Source organism: Catenibacterium sp. co_0103, assembly GCF_004168205.1.
Lineage (GTDB): Bacteria > Bacillota_I > Bacilli_A > Erysipelotrichales > Coprobacillaceae > Catenibacterium > Catenibacterium mitsuoka_A.
Genome location: NZ_RCYB01000005.1, coordinates 43,042 through 63,812, shown reverse-complemented (window position 1 = coordinate 63,812; position 20,771 = coordinate 43,042). Strand labels below are relative to the sequence as shown.

At 33.4% G+C, this 20,771-nt stretch carries 17 protein-coding genes; 1 reads left to right on the top strand and 16 read right to left on the bottom strand.

Going from position 1 to position 20,771, the window contains the following annotated elements; all coding sequences use genetic code 11:
• Positions 1–885 (top strand): transposase (locus tag EAI80_RS01850; RefSeq protein ID WP_129980735.1); only part of this gene is annotated, 885 nt, incomplete at its 5' end.
• A 116-nt stretch (positions 886–1,001) separates the two neighbouring features.
• On the opposite strand, the gene EAI80_RS13725 is transcribed toward EAI80_RS01850, so the two are convergent.
• The 16 genes from EAI80_RS13725 to EAI80_RS01770 form a co-directional block, all read right to left on the bottom strand.
• Positions 1,002–1,871, bottom strand: a complete 870-nt coding sequence (locus tag EAI80_RS13725; protein ID WP_129980734.1) for an AraC family transcriptional regulator — start codon at positions 1,869–1,871, stop codon at positions 1,002–1,004.
• Positions 1,872–1,918: 47 nt separating this feature from the next.
• On the bottom strand, positions 1,919–3,385 hold the full coding sequence (locus tag EAI80_RS01840) for a family 1 glycosylhydrolase (protein ID WP_129980733.1): 1,467 nt from the start codon (positions 3,383–3,385) through the stop codon (positions 1,919–1,921).
• Between the two features lie 12 nt (positions 3,386–3,397).
• Entirely contained in the window at positions 3,398–4,135 is a 738-nt protein-coding gene (locus EAI80_RS01835) for an alpha/beta hydrolase-fold protein (protein ID WP_129980732.1), read from the bottom strand.
• Positions 4,136–4,172: 37 nt separating this feature from the next.
• A complete protein-coding gene (locus tag EAI80_RS01830; RefSeq protein ID WP_129980731.1) occupies positions 4,173–5,456 on the bottom strand; it encodes a PTS transporter subunit EIIC in 1,284 nt (427 codons plus the stop codon).
• Positions 5,457–5,660: 204 nt separating this feature from the next.
• Entirely contained in the window at positions 5,661–6,107 is a 447-nt protein-coding gene (locus tag EAI80_RS01825; protein WP_129980730.1) for a hypothetical protein, read from the bottom strand.
• A 184-nt stretch (positions 6,108–6,291) separates the two neighbouring features.
• Positions 6,292–7,158: a LysR family transcriptional regulator gene (locus EAI80_RS01820; protein ID WP_129980729.1), complete on the bottom strand. Its 867-nt coding sequence runs from the start codon at positions 7,156–7,158 to the stop codon at positions 6,292–6,294.
• Between the two features lie 30 nt (positions 7,159–7,188).
• A complete protein-coding gene (locus EAI80_RS01815) occupies positions 7,189–9,180 on the bottom strand; it encodes an FAD-dependent oxidoreductase (RefSeq protein WP_129980728.1) in 1,992 nt (663 codons plus the stop codon).
• Positions 9,181–9,584: 404 nt separating this feature from the next.
• Positions 9,585–11,450 carry a sucrose-specific PTS transporter subunit IIBC gene (locus tag EAI80_RS01810; RefSeq protein ID WP_129980727.1) on the bottom strand — a complete coding sequence of 622 codons (1,866 nt, stop codon included), beginning with the start codon at positions 11,448–11,450 and terminating at the stop codon, positions 9,585–9,587.
• Positions 11,451–11,454: 4 nt separating this feature from the next.
• Entirely contained in the window at positions 11,455–13,116 is a 1,662-nt protein-coding gene (locus EAI80_RS01805; RefSeq protein WP_129980726.1) for an alpha-glucosidase, read from the bottom strand.
• Positions 13,117–13,127: 11 nt separating this feature from the next.
• Positions 13,128–13,943 carry a Cof-type HAD-IIB family hydrolase gene (locus EAI80_RS01800; RefSeq protein ID WP_129980725.1) on the bottom strand — a complete coding sequence of 272 codons (816 nt, stop codon included), beginning with the start codon at positions 13,941–13,943 and terminating at the stop codon, positions 13,128–13,130.
• Between the two features lie 103 nt (positions 13,944–14,046).
• Positions 14,047–14,811: a MurR/RpiR family transcriptional regulator gene (locus EAI80_RS01795; protein ID WP_129980724.1), complete on the bottom strand. Its 765-nt coding sequence runs from the start codon at positions 14,809–14,811 to the stop codon at positions 14,047–14,049.
• Entirely contained in the window at positions 14,789–15,559 is a 771-nt protein-coding gene (locus EAI80_RS01790; protein WP_129980723.1) for a MurR/RpiR family transcriptional regulator, read from the bottom strand. The genes EAI80_RS01795 and EAI80_RS01790 overlap by 23 nt, the downstream gene beginning before the upstream one ends.
• Positions 15,560–16,401: 842 nt before the next feature.
• Positions 16,402–16,899 (bottom strand): aminoglycoside nucleotidyltransferase, encoded by a 498-nt coding sequence (locus tag EAI80_RS01785; RefSeq protein ID WP_009247521.1) that lies wholly within the window; start codon positions 16,897–16,899, stop codon positions 16,402–16,404.
• 84 nt (positions 16,900–16,983) lie between these two features.
• Positions 16,984–18,528, bottom strand: coding sequence for an ATP-binding cassette domain-containing protein (locus tag EAI80_RS01780; RefSeq protein WP_129980722.1), 1,545 nt, complete (start codon positions 18,526–18,528; stop codon positions 16,984–16,986).
• Between the two features lie 453 nt (positions 18,529–18,981).
• Positions 18,982–19,359, bottom strand: a complete 378-nt coding sequence (locus EAI80_RS01775) for a TnpV protein (protein ID WP_009247523.1) — start codon at positions 19,357–19,359, stop codon at positions 18,982–18,984.
• A 26-nt stretch (positions 19,360–19,385) separates the two neighbouring features.
• Complete coding sequence (locus tag EAI80_RS01770) at positions 19,386–20,546, bottom strand: plasmid recombination protein (RefSeq protein ID WP_009247524.1); 1,161 nt, start codon at positions 20,544–20,546, stop codon at positions 19,386–19,388.
• Positions 20,547–20,771 lie beyond the last annotated feature (225 nt).

The window sequence follows — 20,771 nt, the reverse complement described above, 5'->3', positions numbered from 1 at the left end:
CCCAAAGAAATAAGAGCTTTACGAGAAATATCTCGCTATCGCTATAAATTGGTTGGAATGCGTTCCTCTGAACGTAATCGATATCAGAACTGTATGACAGTTTCCAATATCGGTATTGGTTCTGTATTTTCAGATCCGTTTGGAAAGTCTGCACAAGCAATCATGAAAGAAGTACTTGAGTCAGATATCATTGAAGATGAGAAAATTTTGAAATGTATCCATGGATCGTGTAAAAATAAAGATAAGATTCTAGATTCCATTAAACACTGCAATATCGAAACTGATCAAAGGTTTAAAATGAATGAATCAATGACTCATATGGAAGAATTACAAGTCCATATTAATAACTGTGAAATCGAAATAATGAAACGTGCAGCACCAATGTTCGATCGATTCATGCACATCACCCAACTACCAGGTATCAGCACTTTATCTGCAATCCTTATTATTTCAGAAATCGGAGTAGATATGAAACAATTCGAATCAGATAAACAACTAACCTGTTGGGCTGGATTAGCACCTGCAAACAACGAAAGTGCTAATAAGAAAAAATCAGTTCGTATTTCTAAAGCAGGTCAATATTTAAAACCTTTATTAGTTCAGTGTGCTCTTGGAGCAATCAAAGATAAGGAGGGCTATTTTGGAATCAAGTATTCTCGTATCAAAAAGAGACGAGGTCACAAGAAAGCCATTATCGCAATTGCAAGAATGATGCTTGTCAGTATATACCATATGATTCTTACTGGAGAGACATTTAATCCTTCAGATTATGAATCATTTAAAAATCCTAAGCCACCTATAAAGCAACAAGTTTTAACAGAAGAATCAGCAATTGAGTTTCTTAAGAAATCAGGTTTTGACGTTTCCAAATTAACTAAACCATAATATTCAATTATTCTATTTTTTCTAAATTATTCAAACTTGTTTTTAAGTTTGTCTTTTTTTATACGTTTTGATTGATTTTTGTTTCACACTTTCCTCCTTTAAAAAGAGACTATTTCCTAAGAAATAGTCTCGTCTTTTATCTGATGTTTTTTTCTAAATTGAGAGGGTGTCTCATGATAGCTCTTCTTAAAGTGACTTATTAAAGAATGTTCATTTGAAAAACCACACTCAATTGCGATATCTAAGTTTCTCTTTTGTGTTGTCATCAATAGAAACTTAGCACGATCTAATCTTATCTTGGTTAAATAAGTATAATAAGTTGTATTCAAATTCTTCTTAAAGAGCAAAGAAATGTGTTGTGTTGTGTAATTGAATTCCTGCGACAATTTCTGCAATGATATATTATCTTGATAATGTGTACTCACATAGAATAGAATATCTGAAAATATATCGTTAATTTCATCTTTTGCATCCAATAAATCAGATTGTGTTTCTTGAACACATAGTGCAAGAATATTTAATATACTTGCTTTATATCTTAATTGTGAGTAAACATCATCATGATTTATAAGCTGTATTAACGTTGAACAATAAGATTGAAACTCTTCTTCATTTTGAACAATAAAGACTTTATCATTCAATAAAGAAGAAGACATATGTTGAAGTATAAAACCTATATTAATATGTATACATTGATAGTTATAGTGTCCTGTCTCTGCAACTATCTTATGTAATGTCTGCATGCCGATAACAACAGTGTTCCCTTTATGAACAATTGTTTCTCCTTGCGGAGTATAGACAGTCATTTCTCCTTCAGTAATATGAACAATTTCTAACCATTCATGCCAATGAGGTTCAACAATAAATAACTCCTGATTCTCTCCTACATCACTTAAAAATAGACAATATTTATATTTATCAAAACGTCTTAAATTAAGATTTTCACCATCTATATTTTCATATTCTTCATCATATTTAATCTTCATATAATTCACCTTACAGAATTATACCACAACCATTTCTTAATAACTATCTATAGTTCTTCACCGTTTGATTGAATCACCTTTTTATACCAGTTAAACGATTTTTTCTTCGTTCTTTTTAAAGAACCATTTCCTAAATCATCCATATCTACATAAACAAAACCATATCTTTTTTTCATTTCACCTGTACCTGCACTAACCAAATCAATGCATCCCCATGGTGTATATCCCCAAACATCAACGCCATCATACTCGATAGCAATCTTTATTTGTTCGATATGTTTTCTTAAATAATTAATACGATAATCATCATTAATAGATCCATCTTCTTCAATTGTATCTAATGCACCAAGTCCATTTTCAACAATCATGAGTGGTAATTGATACTTATCATATAAACGATTTAATACAAGTCTTAATCCTTCCGCATCAATAGGCCATCCCCATTCAGATTCCTCTAAATAAGGGTTTTTAGCGCCTCCAATTTGATTTCCTGACGAACCTTCTTTGACTTCCTTAGTAGAAATAACAGAAGAGTTATAATAACTGAATGAAATAAAGTCTACAGTACCTTCTTTTAAAAGTTCCTGATCTCCTTCTTCAGTTTTCAAAACGATGTTCTGTCTTTCTAATTCTTTTAATTTATAGTTTGGATAATATCCGCGACATTGTACATCATAATAGAAATCCTTAAAATCTCTTGCAATTTCCATTTCTTTGATTGAGTCTAGTGGTTTACATGTTTCAGGATAGAATAGAATATTCGCAATCATTAAACCAATTTTAAAATCAGGATTAATTTGATGGCCTAACATAACAGCTTTTGCACTTGCTAGAAGAATATGATAAATTGCCTGCTGCTGATTCTGTACATTTTGAGATGCTTCAAAGATACCAAGTGTAGTATAATCTCTTAAAAAATTAATTTCATTAAATGTTAACCAGTACTTGACCTTATCTTTGTATCTTGTAAATATTGTTTCACAATATCTAGTGAAGAATTCTATTGTTCTTCTGTCTAACCATCCTTGATATTGAACTGCTAGATTTAAAGGGAGGTCGAAATGATTAATAGTAACAAGCGGTTCAATTCCATATTTTAGACATTCATCAAAAACATTATCATAAAATTTTAATCCTTCTTCATTAGGATGCTCATCATCACCATTAGGAAAAATACGAGTCCAGTTAATAGACATTCTAAATGTCTTAAATCCCATTTCTCCCATTAGAGCAATATCTTCTTTGTAATGATTATAAAAATCAGTTGCCACATGGCTTGGATAGTAAACAGAATCATCAATGATTGCCTTTGCATTCTTAGGAACATCCTGAAAACGATTAATTGTTTGTCTTGTTCCATCCTCCAACTCAATAACAATACGTCTTGGATTATGCATATCACCATTTGTAATAACATCCGCAGTAGCTAGTCCTTTACCACCGCTTAAATATCCACCTTCATACTGATTTGCAGCAGTTGCACCGCCCCACAAGAAATTCTTAGGAAAACTCATAATTTACCTCCACTATACTTTTCTTCTTGCATTTGAATATTCATCTGTTCTAGGAATCCAATCTAAAAATCTTTCAATCGCAAGATTCCAGAAACGCCATTCATGCTCATAATCTTTAACACTGATCCACTCAACATTCATTCCTTTTTCTTTCATTGCTTCAACAAACTTAACGTCAGATTCATATATAAAATCTTTATCTCCACAAGTCATATAAACTGGGATGTTTCCATCACTGTTTTCTAATATTTGATATAAGTTAATAGGATTGCCTTTCATTTTTACTGCTGCTGAAAAAGCACCAATCGCATTATATTTATGAGTATTTGATAAACCATGATATAAAGCACCAAATCCACCCATTGACAAGCCAGCAATATAGCGATCCTCTTTTCTATGAGAAATTGGGAATACTCCTTCTATAAATTCTGGTAACTCGTTTTCAATAAAGTCATAAAATGCATCCTGTGGGTGATCAATGTAATACTTGTTTTCTCCAGAAATCATAACAACAGCTATCTGTCTCTCTTCCGCAAATAGTTCTACACTTGTATAGCCACCCCATTGTGCATGGTTATTACCAAATCCATGTAAGAGATATAATACTGGATATTTTTTAGAATAATCATGATGAGGTTTTTCACCGCTCATTCCCATAGATTCTGGAATTGTAACTGATGGTAGAATCACATCAATATCAACTGTTCTCATTAATGTATAAGATATTACGTTACACTGTATTTTAGCCATTTTACTTCTCCTTTTATGTGCTCACTTCTAATTTGTACTATGCGTTTTCTTGTTCTTGTCTTAATGCATTCTTATCATCAATTAAGAAGAATGGTAAATACATTAAGAAATCAATACCTAAAGAAAGGAACCAGATCACTAATAGAGGTACCCCACCCTGGAAAAATGCAGTAACAAATCCAGGTGTTACCCATGGCATTGAAATAGTTGGGTTGACTGAAACTGGAATAAATTTCAATAATCCTAATACAAGAAATCCTTTTACAGGGGCTGAGAATATCATTGGAATTAGATAAATAGGATTTAACATAATTGGGAAACCAAAAATTGCTGGTTCGTTGATATTAAATAAGTTTGCAGGTGCAACTAATTTTCTCATAGTTTTGTATTTCTCTGATTTACCAAAGAATGAAGCAATACATAATCCTAAAGTATTTCCAGCTCCACCAATCTGAATACATGAAGCAAGAACTGCAAATGTTAAGTAAGGTAATGCTCGATTTGATAAGAATGCTTCCTGGTTAGCTAATCCAACAATTGTTAAAATAGGCATATAAGGCATTAGAATTGCATTTGGATGAACACCAAAGAACCAGATAAGGTTCATTAATGTAAAAATAGCAATAAGTGAAATAGGATTTGCACCAAAGGCAGATACTGGTTTACCAACCAAAGTACTAATAAGAGTAAATAAATTGCCATATGGTGTAAATGTACAAGCATATTTAACTGCAAATACTGATGTGATTAGGATCATTGCGACAAAAGTAGGTGCTAATGACTGAGAAACCATTGGTGGTACAGAATCAGGAAGTTTTAATTTCAAGTTCTTTTTCATTAAGAAACAATAAAAAGCAGGAATAACTAAACCTAAAATGATTGCTAAGAAAATACCATCGCTTCCTAAATAACTAGTTGCAATTGTTGAAACTGCAGCACCTGCTTTATTTGTAAAAGTCTGAACAGGAATTAAGATAATAAATGCTGCCATAGACATAACAGCTCCGATTGCTCCATTTTCTCCTTCATTCTTAGTAAAAGCATATCCAATAGCTCCTACTACATAAATAGCTAATAAAGATAAAGTTAAAGAAACAACTTCTAATGCAGTCGCATAGATTCCAATACTCTGTAAAAACTGTGTCCATGCAGGAATTGGTAAGTTTGCTAAAACTGCAATTGCTGCTACACCTAATGTAATAGGCATAGTATACATAAATCCTTCTGTTAAAGCTTTAATATAACGGCTGTTTGCTACAGCAGTGGCAAAAGGTCCAACTACTTTTTCTAGACCTCTTTGAAATTTGTCAAAAAAGTTCATATTTAATCCTCCATATTTGATGTAATCATAAAGCTGCGCATATCTTTATACTTACTTTTTAGTACAGATTTAGTATACCAATGTAAACACTTACATAATGTCATATTTTTCATATTTTTATGTCGATAAATAAACAACTTAAACTTTTCTTGTATCATAAAAAGCTGAAATAAAATGAGTCTTCCATTTCATCTCAGCTTACTTCTATTCCCAATCAAATTCATCTATTTCTTTCTTAATATCCATTGATACTGATGAATCATCTTTAAGTTCCTTCATGAGTTCTACAAACATTTCTCTCTTCGGATTATTTACATCATTGAAACAGCGATGTACCATCCATATATTATGTGCTGTAGGATTTTTTCTTACTGAAGAAACTAATAATTCTTCATATCCATACTTATAGAATTGTTCTAGAAAATGAACTAGATCCCCCGGCATACCAAAATCAACCCTAGGATGAGTCCCTATAATTTCTAGAATAGGCTCTACAAGCTCAAAAGGTTCTGGATATTCATTGATTGCATCAATCAAACCATCATCCATATGATATTCTTCATCTTCTTTAGCTGCATTCTGTAATCTAGTGATTATTTCTTCTTTTGTGGCTGGATTTTTCTGTATATAATCAATATTATTGTACTTCATAATTTTACCTCATTAACAATTGTTGCATATTCTACCCATTCGTTCAATGTATTCCCCAAATTAAGAAATTATTCCAAGAACAGAGTCATATCCCCATTAATACAGCATTCGTCATGATATAAAAAAATCGTGTAAATCAATTTTGTTCACACGATTTTTTATATAGTTTCAAACAAACCTTTAATTAGATTTGCGGCAATAATGCGACTTGAAGTTTTTTTATTGAATCATCTTTAGAATTTTTTCTAAAAGTACCATAAATATCCCAATGATAGGGCTCTTCAAATGCAATAGCCTTTAATCCTGCTGGTGCTTCATCTTCAAATTTTGGTGAAATCGCAATTCCTATTTTTTGCCTACATAAATGCATCAAGGTTCCGCCATCCATGGTTTTTGCTTTTATGTTTGGAGTAAACCCCTTTATTTTACAGGCTTTAATGAAATCATTATATATATGAAAACTCTCATTCATTATTATAATATTTTCATCCCTCAGCATATCTAGAGGGATTTTTTCCTTCTCATAATAAGGATGTCCTTCATATACATATAAAACAAGATTACATTGACATAATTTTACTTGTTCTAAATTAGGATAATCATGTAGTCCAACAACAATACCATACTCAATATCATAATTAAGAAGCTTATTTATGACTTCTTCATTACTGTACTCACTCCATTCTACATGAAGAGTTTTATTTGAGTTTGCAAAATCTAATATTGTCTTAAGTTGAATAGCCTTTAAGATACCACTTGCACAACCAATTCGTAAGCGATTTATTCCATTGTTAAGATTATTTATTTCAGTTTTAATATGAGCATCCTGCAAAACTAATTCTTTGCTCCAGTCATAAAATAATTTTGCACTATCTGTAGGAACAACACCATTTTGAGAGCGAACGAAAAAAGTGGTGTTATACTCGTGTTCAAGATTCTTGATGATTTTACCAAGACCTTGTGCAGAAATAAATAAATGTTCAGCTGCTCTATGCATACTATGCATTTCATATACTTTCTGAAAATATATAAAATTCTTTATATCACCCAATTTAAATCACCAGTCACCTTTATATCACTATTAAATATGGTTAGCTACTTCGAATGCATCCCAGATTGCATACATGATGTTGGATACTTTTTTTGCATCTCCAAGCAAATAAAGATCAGGAATATCAAACTGAAGATTATTATAAAGTGTATTCTCTTCTTTATATCCAACTGAAAGGATAACACTATCACTCATAATAGTCTTGCTACCTTCTTTAGTATCTACTTTCACTTCTCCATTCGCAAATTCTGTAACCTTTGCACCTGTGATAATTTCTACTCCATTAAATGGTAGCAATGCTTCCAACATTTCTTTGTTCGCAGCACAAAGTGGACCATTTACAGCCATTACCTTATCTAATGCTTCAACAATTGTAACATGAATTCCATTCTGCGCCAACCACAAAGCAGTTTCACAACCTACAAGTCCACCACCTACAACAACAGTTTTCTTTCCAGCATCCTTCTGTTTCAATAAAACTTGTTCTGCTGTATAAGTATGTGAATCATCACCCAAAGAGAATACTTTTGGTTTAGATCCTGTCGCAAGAATCACAGTATCATAATCCATAGCTTTAATTTCTTCTTCATTAAGTTCCGTATTCAAACGAACATGTACACCTAAACGATTTAATTCATTTGTATACCAATCTGCTAATGCAATATCATCTTCTTTAAAATCAGGAGCTCCACCTGGGATTAAATTACCGCCAAGTCTGCTTCCTTTTTCATAAACTACTGGTTGATGTCCTCTGATAGCTAATACACGTGCAGCTTCACATCCTGCAACACCACCACCTACAATCAACACTTTCTTTTTTTTAAAAATAGGCACGTATGCATTAACACGCTCTCTAGCCGCCTGTGGATTTACAGCACAATTAATAAGAGAATATGAAGCAACTCTTCCCATACATCCTTCATGGCAAGAAATACATGGACGTATCTGTGTGATTTTACCACATCTTAATTTATTACAATAATCTGGATCTGCTAGTAGTGGTCTACCTAGATCAATAACATCACATTCACCATTTTCAATGGCTTCTAATGCCATATCTGGATTATCCATACGACCTGCACAGAATACTGGGATATCTACTACTTCTTTTACCATTTTGCAGTATTCTCTGTAAAGTCCTTTCTTTTGATACATAGGAGGATGATTCCACCACCAGGCATCATATGTTCCAACATCAGTATCCAACGCATCATAGCCATAGCTTTCAAGTAATTTAGCAGCTTTTAAGCCTTCTTCTGTGTCTCTGCCCTTTTCTTCAAAATCTTCTCCTGGTAATGCCCCAACACGCCAATCTTTTATCATACTTTTTAAACTAAAACGAAGTGTAACAGGGAAATCATCACCACATGTTTTTTTTATTTCTTCTACTATTTCCTTTGCAAAACGAAGTCTGTTTTCAAGAGAACCTCCATATTCATCAGTTCTTTGGTTAAACATTGAAATCGCAAATTGATCAATTAAATAACCTTCATGTACAGCATGAATCTGCACACCATCAAAACCTGCTCTTTTTGCATGGAAAGCAGCTTCACCAAACTGTTTTACAATAGCATGAATTTCATCTACAGTAATGGCACGACAAGTCTTATCTAACCAGCGATGTGGGATTGCAGATGGTGCAATGGGTGGAATATCACCTACATTTGTAGGAATAGTCACACGACCAAATCCTCCTGATAACTGTAAAAAGATTTTACTTCCATATGCATGAATTCGCTCTGTCATTTCTCTACTTGTTTTCACAAAGTTAACAGGCTTGTAAAGTGGATTAGGAACAGTTGTAGGGTCCTGTTTTTCCACAACCTGATCAAAAAATGTAACACCTGTAATAATAAGTCCAGTTCCACCCTTTGCTCTTTCTACATAATAATCAATGCCACGCTGGTTCCAGCCACCACTGGCATCTGCAAGACCTAAAGGTCCCATTGGAGCCATCGCAAATCGATTTTTAATAGTTATACTTCCAATTTTTATTGGACTAAATAATTTTGAATATTTCATAAAATTTGCATCCTTCCTTGTTATTTTATTCTCATGACTACATGATAACATATGTCTTTAGGACTTAATATCAATGAAACGTTTACAGTTATAAACAAATATTTTCTACATACTACTAAAGGTATCAACCTGTAAAAAAGTTGATACCTTTATAAGGTGTGGCATAAGCCACATATTTAATGAACAAACTTTTCATGATATTTATATATGTTTTGTATCTGAAGCACATAGATTGTGTTAAACCTAACAAATACCTTTACTTAAACTCAAATAAATATCACATGACATATCGTTATGGAATTTTTGCTGAATAAGATAACTTAAAGCAACAATACACTTAAAAAGAGTGTTAAAAAAAGAAGCGATACTCTCGCTTCTTTTAATAGTGAGCCCCACACTCATAACTAGAAAGTGATATCTATTTGTTCATTCACCTGAACTTCTTTATTGAGATTATTATTTTTTACTTTATTGCCTTCTGTGAAAAGTACCATTGTAAGTGTTGATTTACCTAACTGATGAATCTTATCTAAATCCACATTGACAAGAACATCACCTTGTTTCACAAAATCACCCTGTTTTACTTTCACATCAAATCCTTCACCATTTAACGAAACTGTATCAATACCAATATGAAGTAATACTTCACCATTTGCTCCTTTGATACCAAATGCATGCCCACTTGGGAATACTGTTTCCAGTTTACCAGAGATTGGAGCTATGATCTTTCCATCAGTAATATCAATCGCAAATCCATCACCTAATAATTTCTGAGAGAATGTTTTGTCTGGAACTTCTTCTAATGCAATGATTTTACCTTTTGCAGGTGATACAAAATATTCATCAGCTGTTAAGTCTTCTTTATCTGGATTATTAGCTTCCTGAGGAATGCCAAATAGATAAGTAAGAATAAAGCATAATACAACTACAAATACTGAAACCAAGAAATAATATAACAACTGATGACCTTCATAGATATACATTAAGTAAGAAGGTAATACGGCTAAACCATATGAATTAGACTGAATATGGAAGATTGATAATAATGCAGCACCAATACCTGAAGTAGTACACATAATAATGAGTGGCTTTAAGTTAAAACGAAGCTGGATACCAAATAAGACCGGTTCACTAATTCCAAATAACTGCGATAACATCGCACCGACTGCAGTCTGTTTTACATGTTCATTCTTAGATTTTTTAATAAATGCGAGACAAGTACCAATATTCGCAAAACCATACATTGCACAAAGCGTAATAAGTGCATTAAATCCTGTATTAGCTAATAAAGATGTTTCAATCATAACATATGTATGATGTAAACCTGTAATAACGGCTAATGGATAAGTAAATCCAATAATAAATCCACCAATACCTAATGGCAGGTCAATTAATGCTCTAATGATTGCAACCATCTTTAGCTCGATAGTATGCATTACTGGACCAACGCCTAATAAGATTACAAGCATAGTAATTAACATCACAAAGAATGGAGTAAAAATAAGATCTAATACATTAGGCATATGTTTACGAAACCATTTTTCTAGATTAGCGCCAATAAGACCTGTAACTATAGCTGTTAATACACTTCCCTGACACCCAACAATCGGGATAAATCCAAATGCCATGACTGCTTCAACACCACTTTTAGGATCCGCAACAGAATATGCATTGGGCAGGATTGGTGACACTAACATGAGACCAATAACTAAACCTACAACTGGTGTACCACCAAACACTTTAAATGCTGACCATACGATAATAGCAGGTAAGAATGCAAATGCTGTTTCTGTTAATACAGAGACAAGTGTTTGAATATAGGCTGGAATATGTGCAGATGATAATCCAAATAAAGCCAATACACTGTCATTAAATAAACAACCCTTTAAACCTAAGAACAAGCCTGTTGCAGCGATAACTGGAATGATGGGTACAAAGATATCTGCTAATGTACGCATCATACGTTTAATACCCTTTTCATTATTCTTTACAGCTTCATCCTGTTCTTTTTTAGATAAAGTTTTTACACCAATGTTTTCAACTTCAGCATACACTTTATTGACAATACCTGTTCCTAAAATAATCTGATACTGTCCAGATGTAAAGAAGACACCTTTTACTTCATCCACTTTTTCCATCTTTTTATCATCAATAAGGTCTCTGTCTTTGACCATAACTCTTAATCTTGTTGCACAATGGGTAACAGAAATAATATTGTCTTCGCCAATAAGTGCAATAATTTCTCTTGCTATTTTATTATATTTATCCATAATTTTATCTCACTTTCAATAATACTGCCTGAAATGGTTTTAACTTAATAACATCATTTAAATCTACAGAATTTAGATTATTGAAGATTACCTCATAATCTTCTTTCTTTTCAAGTTCAACTTCAAAATTAGAGAAGCTAAAGTAACAATCAATGACCATATCATCCAGTTTTCTTCTGTATGCAATGACATCATCATCTTCCACTTTAATTTCTTCAATTGATCCATAAATCAAACAATCTGAATAAACACTTGTTTGTCTAAACTTTATCATTGATTTATAGAATTCTAATATACTTGTAGGATCATTTATCTGATTTTTTGCATTGATATCATCAAAATTTTCAACAAGTTTTAACCAAGGTTTATGCTTTGAAAAACCTGCATTTTCTCCATCATTCCACGGAAATGGCGTTCTTGTATTATCACGGCTTCTAAGATTAACGAATTCTAAAGCTTCTGCTTTTGAATAACCTTCTTCAATAGAACGATGATACTGATCAATACTTGATAAGTCATCAAACTCATCAATAGTTGTTCTCTTGAAATTTATCATACCTAATTCCTGACCCTGATAAATGAATGGAGTTCCTTTAAGGAAGAAATACATAGCTCCTAACATTTTAACTGCAACTGGATTATTTTCATTTTCCAATAGATATTTTGTGGTCGCTCTTGGCTGGTCATGATTTTCAATGAAGTTTGCTGCCCATCCATATTTTTGTACATTTAACTGACTCTCCATAATCAATTTTCTCAAATCAGAAACTGTCCAAGGAATTCTTTTAAACCATTCAGATCCTGAAGCAATATCTAAATCAGCATACTTGAAATCAAATACCATTGAGAAGAAACCATCCTCACCAATAAATTCTTCTAATTGATCATAACGAATACCTGCAGCTTCTGCGACTGTCATACAGTCATATTTCTTAAATGTTTCTTCTTTTAATTCTTCAAGGAACTCTTCAATACCTGGCTGATTTCTAACAGTCTTTGTACATTTTACTAGTCCGTCAGCCCCATCACTTTCTTGACTTGCAAAACTCAAATCCTTTTTAATGAATGTAATAGCATCAATTCTAAATCCTGAAATCCCCATTTCACACCAGGTATTGACCATTTTATAAAGTGCTTGTCTTAACTCAGGATTTTCCCAATTTAAATCAGGCTGTTTCTTGCCAAATGAATGGAAATAGTATTCATCACGTCCATCAACCTTTTCCCATACACTTCCACCAAATACTGAACGCCAGTTATTTGGTACTTCTTTGCCCTGTCTGAAAATATAATAATCATGGTATGCGCTTTCAGGATTGTGTAAAGCTTCCTGGAACCATGGATGTTCATCACTTGTATGATTAAGAACCAAATCTAGAATAATTTTGATATTTCTCTTATCTGCCTCTTCAATTAATTGTTTAAGATCGTCCATAGTTCCAAATTCTTCAGCAATATCTAGATAATCACTGATATCATAGCCATTATCATCCATGGGTGATTTGAAGATTGGACATAGCCAGACTGATGTAATTCCTAAATCTTTCAAATAATCTAATCTAGAAATTATGCCCTGTAAATCACCAATTCCATCATTATTACTATCCTGAAAACTTCTTGGATAGATTTGATATACAACTTCTTTTTGCCACCACTTCTTTTCCATAATTAATCTCCTTAAATAATACCTCTTCTTTTTAACTCCTTATAAATACCATCATCAAAGATATCCTCACATATTGATGTTGCTTTTTCCTTCAACATCGGATGACTTCTTTTCATTGCAATCACTGTATGAGATGCATCGGCCATCGCAATATCATTTTGTCCATCACCAAAACTAATTGTTTCATCTCTACTGATATTAAGATAATTCTGTAAACGTTTGATTGCCTTTCCTTTATCACACCCTGATTGAATAATTTCATAATAATGATGTTCTGGATCACTTTGTGCCAATTGCATTGTATTTCTTAGTAGCGCTTTCATTTTTTTGAATAATTCTTCCTCTGCCCATAAACAGATTTTATGTATCTTCTGATTTCGATATTCATCAATATTATTCTTATAAATTATTTTTTTTGATATAAACTGCTTTGACGTAGAAGAATGTCTTAATTTTGCTTTATTCATTTCATCAAATATTTCTTTAGCCTTTTGATTCATGAATACTTTATCTGAACTTTCTATTGAGAATGCGACATCTTTACTCTTCAATAGTGCAATTGCCTGATTCATCAACTTTTGATCAAACGATTGATGAAACAATTCATTATTCTTATATAGGACACAATTACCTCCACCAACAATAAATCCATCAACACCTAAGGATAGAACATCATTTTGTATTGTTCCCATACTTCTTCCCGTACAAATAATCACTTTACAATTATTTTTTTGGCATAAATGAATCGCTTGTCTGGCAGACTCTGGTATTCCTCTGACTTCATCTCTTAGCGTTCCATCTATATCAAGTAGTAGTAATTTATACATTTATTCCTCCTTTTCTGCTAGCAAACTCATACTAACATTCAAAAAAGAGGATATCAATAAATCGACATCCTCTAATAAATATGTGCATCTTTGGTACAGATTTTCAGTTATTGGGAATATGTGCAGTGTTCACATACATCTTATACTTAATATAAAATAATTCGATAAGTATAAAATAAGGTGTTGTGATATCATATTTCAAATGTTCATTGACTGGTATCTGCATGGATTGGGTATATAAATTATCATCACATAAACGTGCTAACATATTACTCTGCATTTTTGTGATAGAAACCATATAAATCCCCCTCATACGCATCTCCTGTGCAAGCTCAATAATCGTTGGAGATTGACCATTTAATGAAATATAGAAAATAATATCATCTTCTTGTATAAACTTCTTTAATGTTTGAATGATATCATGACCATAAGCATCATATATAATCTTACCTGTTGGCAAAAAGATTCTTTTCATCTCCTTCGCTACTCTGCCTTGAAAGAAGTCTTCACCAAATACTATAATACGATTTGCGGAATTCATCTTTTCAAATATTTTTGTACAATCTTTTTGATCAATATCTTCAATAACCTTATTATAACAATCCATTAGTTGATCAATACTTTTATTATTCTTGACCTGGTTTGATTCATTCAAACGTAATACCGCTCTTAATTCACTATACCCTGATAATTGAATTTTCTGTGAAAAACGTGACAAGCCACTTGTAGATATATGATATTTGATTGCAAACTCGTCAATAGATAATCGTATACAGTCATTTTTATGATTCAAGATACATTCACATATGTACTGTTCATTAGGTGTGAGTGAATCATAGTACTTATTAATCTGTTGTTCTAACTTCATTTAACACACCTTCTTTATAATCAATATAATTCATATATAATAAATCTAATAAAGCATAAAAGGCACCTACAACTTCATAAGAAGTTATTTGTAATGCATCTATCTTCTGCGTTGAAACATATAAGTTGTATTCACAAAGCGATGCAATTGTGTTATTGCATAGTCTTGTGAAAGAAATAAGCTGTATAGTCTTGTTGATTCTTTTTGCGATTTCTATACCTTCTTTTGTTTCACCAGATAAAGAGATAATGATAAAAACATCATTGGATTTAAAGCTACCCATCATGAATTCAACTTCACCTAGATCAAAGAGATCAATAACACATTTATTCATAGATAAGAAGATTCTTTTCAATTCCTGAGCTAAGCTTTTTTGTTCATTGCCAGATCCATAAACATACATAACATCTGCATTATATATCTTTTCACAGATAGGCTGAAATGATATCTTTTTCAAATCATTAATGAGTAGTCCATAATTAAAACAAATCTGATGGAAGTCTGTATCATGATGCACTACTTCATCATAATGCTTTTTTAGTAAATATTTTAAATCAGAAAAAGAATTTAACCCAATCTTTTTACATAATCTAAGCAGAGTTGCTCTAGAAACATGACATTCATTCGCAATCTTTTCACATGAATACTGACTATATTCTTTTTGATTGTTTAGTATTTGTTTAATAATATAGTGTTCGTTTTCATTTAATATATTATAATTTTGATTGACTAATGTTTCTAGATTCATGTTATCACCTCATTAATACAAATTTTAACATCATAGTCCTATCTAGTAAAGAAGTGAGATTTCCTCTTCATACCGAAATGAAATGTAAGTGAGAAAAAGAACTATACTAATAATTTTGAGACTTTTACTTACTGAGATGTTTCTTCATCTGCCTATCCTTATGGAATAAATATTATAGAAGATGAAAAAATACTTATTTGATTGCATATGAAAAAAAGCACTATGTGATGAACTATACTCTATTCAGCCTGTAAAAAATAAAAAAGACTTAATCAACTTACTCTTTAATGATTTAAGAGTAGATACAGATCTATTTCTATTATGCGATTTATACGACTATGTATTTTATCTTTCAAGAAACACAGAATTTAAGAGAAAAGTTGCTTGATTCTCAATATATTGATACTAATAAAAGTATATCCTGTAATGTTATAAAGAAGATGTAAAACCCTTTATTAAGGATTCTAGTGTTCTAGATATCTGGTCAAAGGACTTTTTTATCACAATTACTGATTGATTAAATAATGAATAGTTCTTATCTCTGGAATAGTAATATACTATTTCAATTTTTATATTTAAAAAAGAAGCGATATTCTCGCTTCTTCCAATGGTTTATTCAAACTCTACAAAGACTAACGCTTTTTGTTTAGGAATTATTCTCTGTAATGTTTCTCGTTCTTTTGATTATTTGATATATCCATATTATCCTGCCTATACGAGCTAATGTTATCATTTTGTTATCGGCATTGATAACACCTACTCGATAACTGTGGATAATAACTATATGTAGCATGTCAAATTATAAGCTATTTTGCTTAGAGATTCAACACAAAACTGAAATTTTACTTTTCCTTATATTCATCTGGTATTGCTATTTGAAATGTTTCACACAACAGCATCACATCATGCACATCATTTTTATCGTGTTCATATCCCAAATGAAGCATTACCTGACTCAATGGTTCAATACAAGAAACAGTTATATCTCCAACTTTTCCAATACCGGAAAAAGTTTTTGATGGAAATATATCTCCCTCATAAACAATTCCGTCATCTGTAAATTCAAAACAATGTAAATCAATGATTCTTTGTTTATCATCTTTCCAGACAGTATGACCATCCGTTGTATAATCAGTATTTACTTCCTCAAATCCATGCTGCTTAATCACATAAATATAATCATGATAATGTTTCAGTTCAACAAACAAATCAATATCATTGTGTATTCTTGATTCTCTTTTAAGAAGTGCATCAACACCCCATCCGCCATCTAAATATACTTTAATTTCGTTTTGCAAAGCATATTTTATAATTTCACATGCATCTTCTGTACGTACCATAATCTATCCTCCAAATTCAAATCTTTGTATGCTTTCCAACTCACTAAAAGCCTGAAATTTGTCAGTCTTTCATCCTTTTTGTTATCAATCACCAATTAGCTGTAATCCATTAGGATTTAGCTGATATATTTTATCGCACACCTCTTCAATATACTTTCTATCGTGAGAAATGCTAATGACAGCCCCCGGAAATTCTCGGAGCATTTTTCTTATTACCGGACCGGACAATGGTGAAAAATTTCTTGTCGGTTCATCCAGAATAAGAACATTTGCACCACTTAAGCTCATCCTCAAGAGAAGCACTTTCGCCTTTTGTCCGCCTGATAACTCCCGAATCGGATGCTCCATTTCATCTGGTATGTATTTAAGTGAACCAAGGTATGTTCTAATTCTTGTACGCTCTTCTTTATCTCCTGTTTTATCAAGGTAATCAACCGGTGTAACATCCAAATCCAGCAGGTCTTCATAAGTTTGAGGCATATATTCTGCTTTAATGTCATTCCGATTTAGGAGTTCTTCCGCTATCTTTTTTAGAAGAGTCGTTTTTCCTGCCCCGTTGGCTCCTATCATACAGATTTTTTCTGAACCTTTTATTTTTAAATGAATTCCTTCTGCTAAAATTCTTTTGCCATCCGGAGTCACAAGCTTTGAAAGTTCATATTCTATGACCGTTTTTCCTGCGGGAATGTGTGAGTTTTCATCCCCTAATTTGACAAAGATTGCTTCTTCCTGTTCCGGCATCTGAGTCATATTTTCATCTTCTTTTTCAAATCTTCGTTCCATTGCCTTAACCGTATGCATTTTGTCCTTTAAGTTTTTGGCAACAGACGGTGCTTGTCTGGTACAACTTCTTAATGCACCTTGTACACTCTGCATAACTCTTTGATATTTTTCATCGCGAATCTTTTTCTCCCTACGGTCACTCAGTGCCCGCTGTTTTTGGATTTCAAATTTATGAAGCCGTTCTTCCACATAGCGTCTATAGGGAAGCTTTGCCACGGTATATCTCGCCTTTGTTTTTCGTATAATCTGCTCGATATGTATCACCATGTTGGCAGTACGCTCTATCAGCGTTTCATCGTGTGAAATAAAAAGCACAATGTGCTTCCAGTCATTTATGATTTTTTCCAGTAATGTAAGCGTCGCAATGTCGATGTCATTGGAAGGTTCGTCCAACAACAGCACAGAAACATCGCGAATGAAAAGCCTCATAAGTTGTGTCTTGACTTTTTCGCCTCCTGAAAGACTACCCATTGTCTGGTTACTGTAGAAAAAATCATTTTTCATTCCAAATTTTCCCGCAATAACAGACAATTCTTTAGGCGTTTTCTCCCAGAATATTTCCTCTTCAGAAAAATATTCGTATATTGTTTTTTCCTTATCTTCATCGAGCATCTCCTGCGGAAGATAACCAAGACGTTCGTGTCCCATTATCCTTTCCCCATCTGCTTCTATATAGTTTTCTACAAGCGACGGATTGTATATCCACTTCATTAATGTCGATTTCCCATTTCCCTCTTCTCCAATAATAACTGCCTTATCTCCATCATTTAGCACAAGGTTGAAATCATTAAGAATTATTCTCAGGTCTTTTTTATGTGTTAAATTTAATTTTTTTATCTGCAACATTAAAGTTTCTCCTTTTCGAAGTCTGAGCCAATTATTATTTTGAACACACAAAAACGAGTCTTTTTTGCATACGCAAAAATAGACTCGCTAAATAGACCCTTATTTCTTTTCCAAAAGGAAAACAAAGGAAATGCCTCTTGCGATAATCCAACTTAAGCGTACACAAAACAAACCTATTCTCTACAGGCTCAATAACTATATGTGTCTTACTTAAATCAAATTATCTATTAATCATTTCCTCACCTTACACAAAATGTGCCTTTCTTTCTTCTAATGGCAATACTATCATACTGTATTTTTTGTGTCAATACATTTCACCTTATGGAAGTGCAAATTAAAATTTTCACTTCCTAATTATACATCCAACCATTACGAAATTCAATCTTTCACAACCTCTTTACAACCACAACCACAGCACTCCAGCAAACGCAGGAGCACCATACCGTAAAACGCTTATGTGTAAATCAACTCCGTTCCTACAACTTCCCTCACACAAGCCTGAATATTATTCATTCTTCCAATCCATTCGTAGGGATTATCTTTCTTTAATTGTTCCGTCACATCTTGTCTGTCGGCATATTCCTTTACCAGTCGAAGAAACATATCCTCTGCTTGCTTATCGACTTCTGCAAGATAACTATGCAGCTTTCCGCTTGTCAGCAGGTTCATATATAACACTTTATAGTGTTCCTTTAAATGCCTTGCATGTCGTTTCCCCCATAAACCAATCGGCTCTATTTCTTCTTCGGCTGGTACTGTGATGTTCGGCAATAAATAATCACCCACCTGTCTATAAGTTCCGCCCATTTCTTCAAAAATTGTCTTTGTCATTTTCCTTTTCCTCCTGTGATTTTTGTCTATCGTGATCGTGTATTATCACGCTTGCGACCTTTAACTGTTCTTGCCTGCTCCAACAAATCATCTATCTGTTTGCGACCAAAAACCTTACGGAGCAGGCTGTAATCTTTATTTTCTGCTTTTAGGATTTTGTTTTCTTCGGTCAATCTTTCATTGACTTTCTCCAAACGCTGATTGGTGCGGTATAACTGTGCATTCGCTGTATTCAGCCTATGATAGTTGTCCCACCCCTCAAAGCAGCGGGCAAGCACCGTTTTGACAAGTTGCTTCAATTTCCTTACAACCGGCTCTGCCATTTTGGTTTTATATGCCTTTGCAGTCATAAATTTCTCTGGTTCTGGCAACTGATATTTCGGTGCAGTATCAAGCTCTATTTCAAGATTTGACAGCTCGTCTTTTGCCTTATCATAGTTCAATACTCGTTCCGACAACACATCAAATTCAATCTGTTTCTGCTCGATTTTCGCACCTAATGCCGCCACTTCTTTTTCTCTTTCCTGCTTTTTATAATCCAAAACAGAAAGATGTTTTTCGTGTGTGCCTAAATGTTCCCACTCAATCCCATAACGTTCCATCACCGCCGCAAGCTGTTCTTTTTCGGACTGTATCCATTGCGACCACTCCGTATCGCCACGACTGCCGCCCTTAAAACCTTGCGTTGCAAGAGCCTGCTTTAGTGACACTCTTGTATCAAGTCCACGCTTGCTGCCTGTGGTAAAAGGTACAAAATCTATGTGCAGATGTGGTGTAGCTTCATCCATATGCAGATGAGCCGAGAACACCCGAAGCTGTGGATTTCGCTCCTGAAAACCCTGATAGTATTCATCTAAAATCTGCTTTGCCAGTTCTCCGTTTTCCGTATCGGCGTTCATATTTCCCTTACCGCCCACCTGTAAAATGATTTCGTGGAACGGTTTTTCCTGCTTGGAACTTCGGATTTTTTCATAATAATCTTTTATCTTTCGGTCTGACCTTATCTGCTTGGCATTGTATCTTTCCAATGCTTCATCAAACAATTCGTGATAAACTGTCTTTATATTTTCATTGCAGTAGTCGATATTGAGATGAGTACGAGTTCCGTCTACATTTTCTGCTCGGAACTTTCGGCTATTGTGATTGACCGAGCCTTTACCGACCATTGCACTTATCGTTCTCTGCATTTTTTCATCTCCCATCTGTAAATTTCAACATTCTCAGGTTTTGTTACTTTTGTCAAAAGTAACGCAAAAGCACTTTTGACGGGTACACCCATCAAAAATGCGACCTGTAAACAGGTTTTGCGTTCTCCGAAGGCTCTCCGAGGGGTGAGCGTGTGCCGGTGGCACACACGCCTGCGAACCGACCGAGCCAGCAGGCGAGACCAAAGAGCCGCCTTTGAAAAGGCA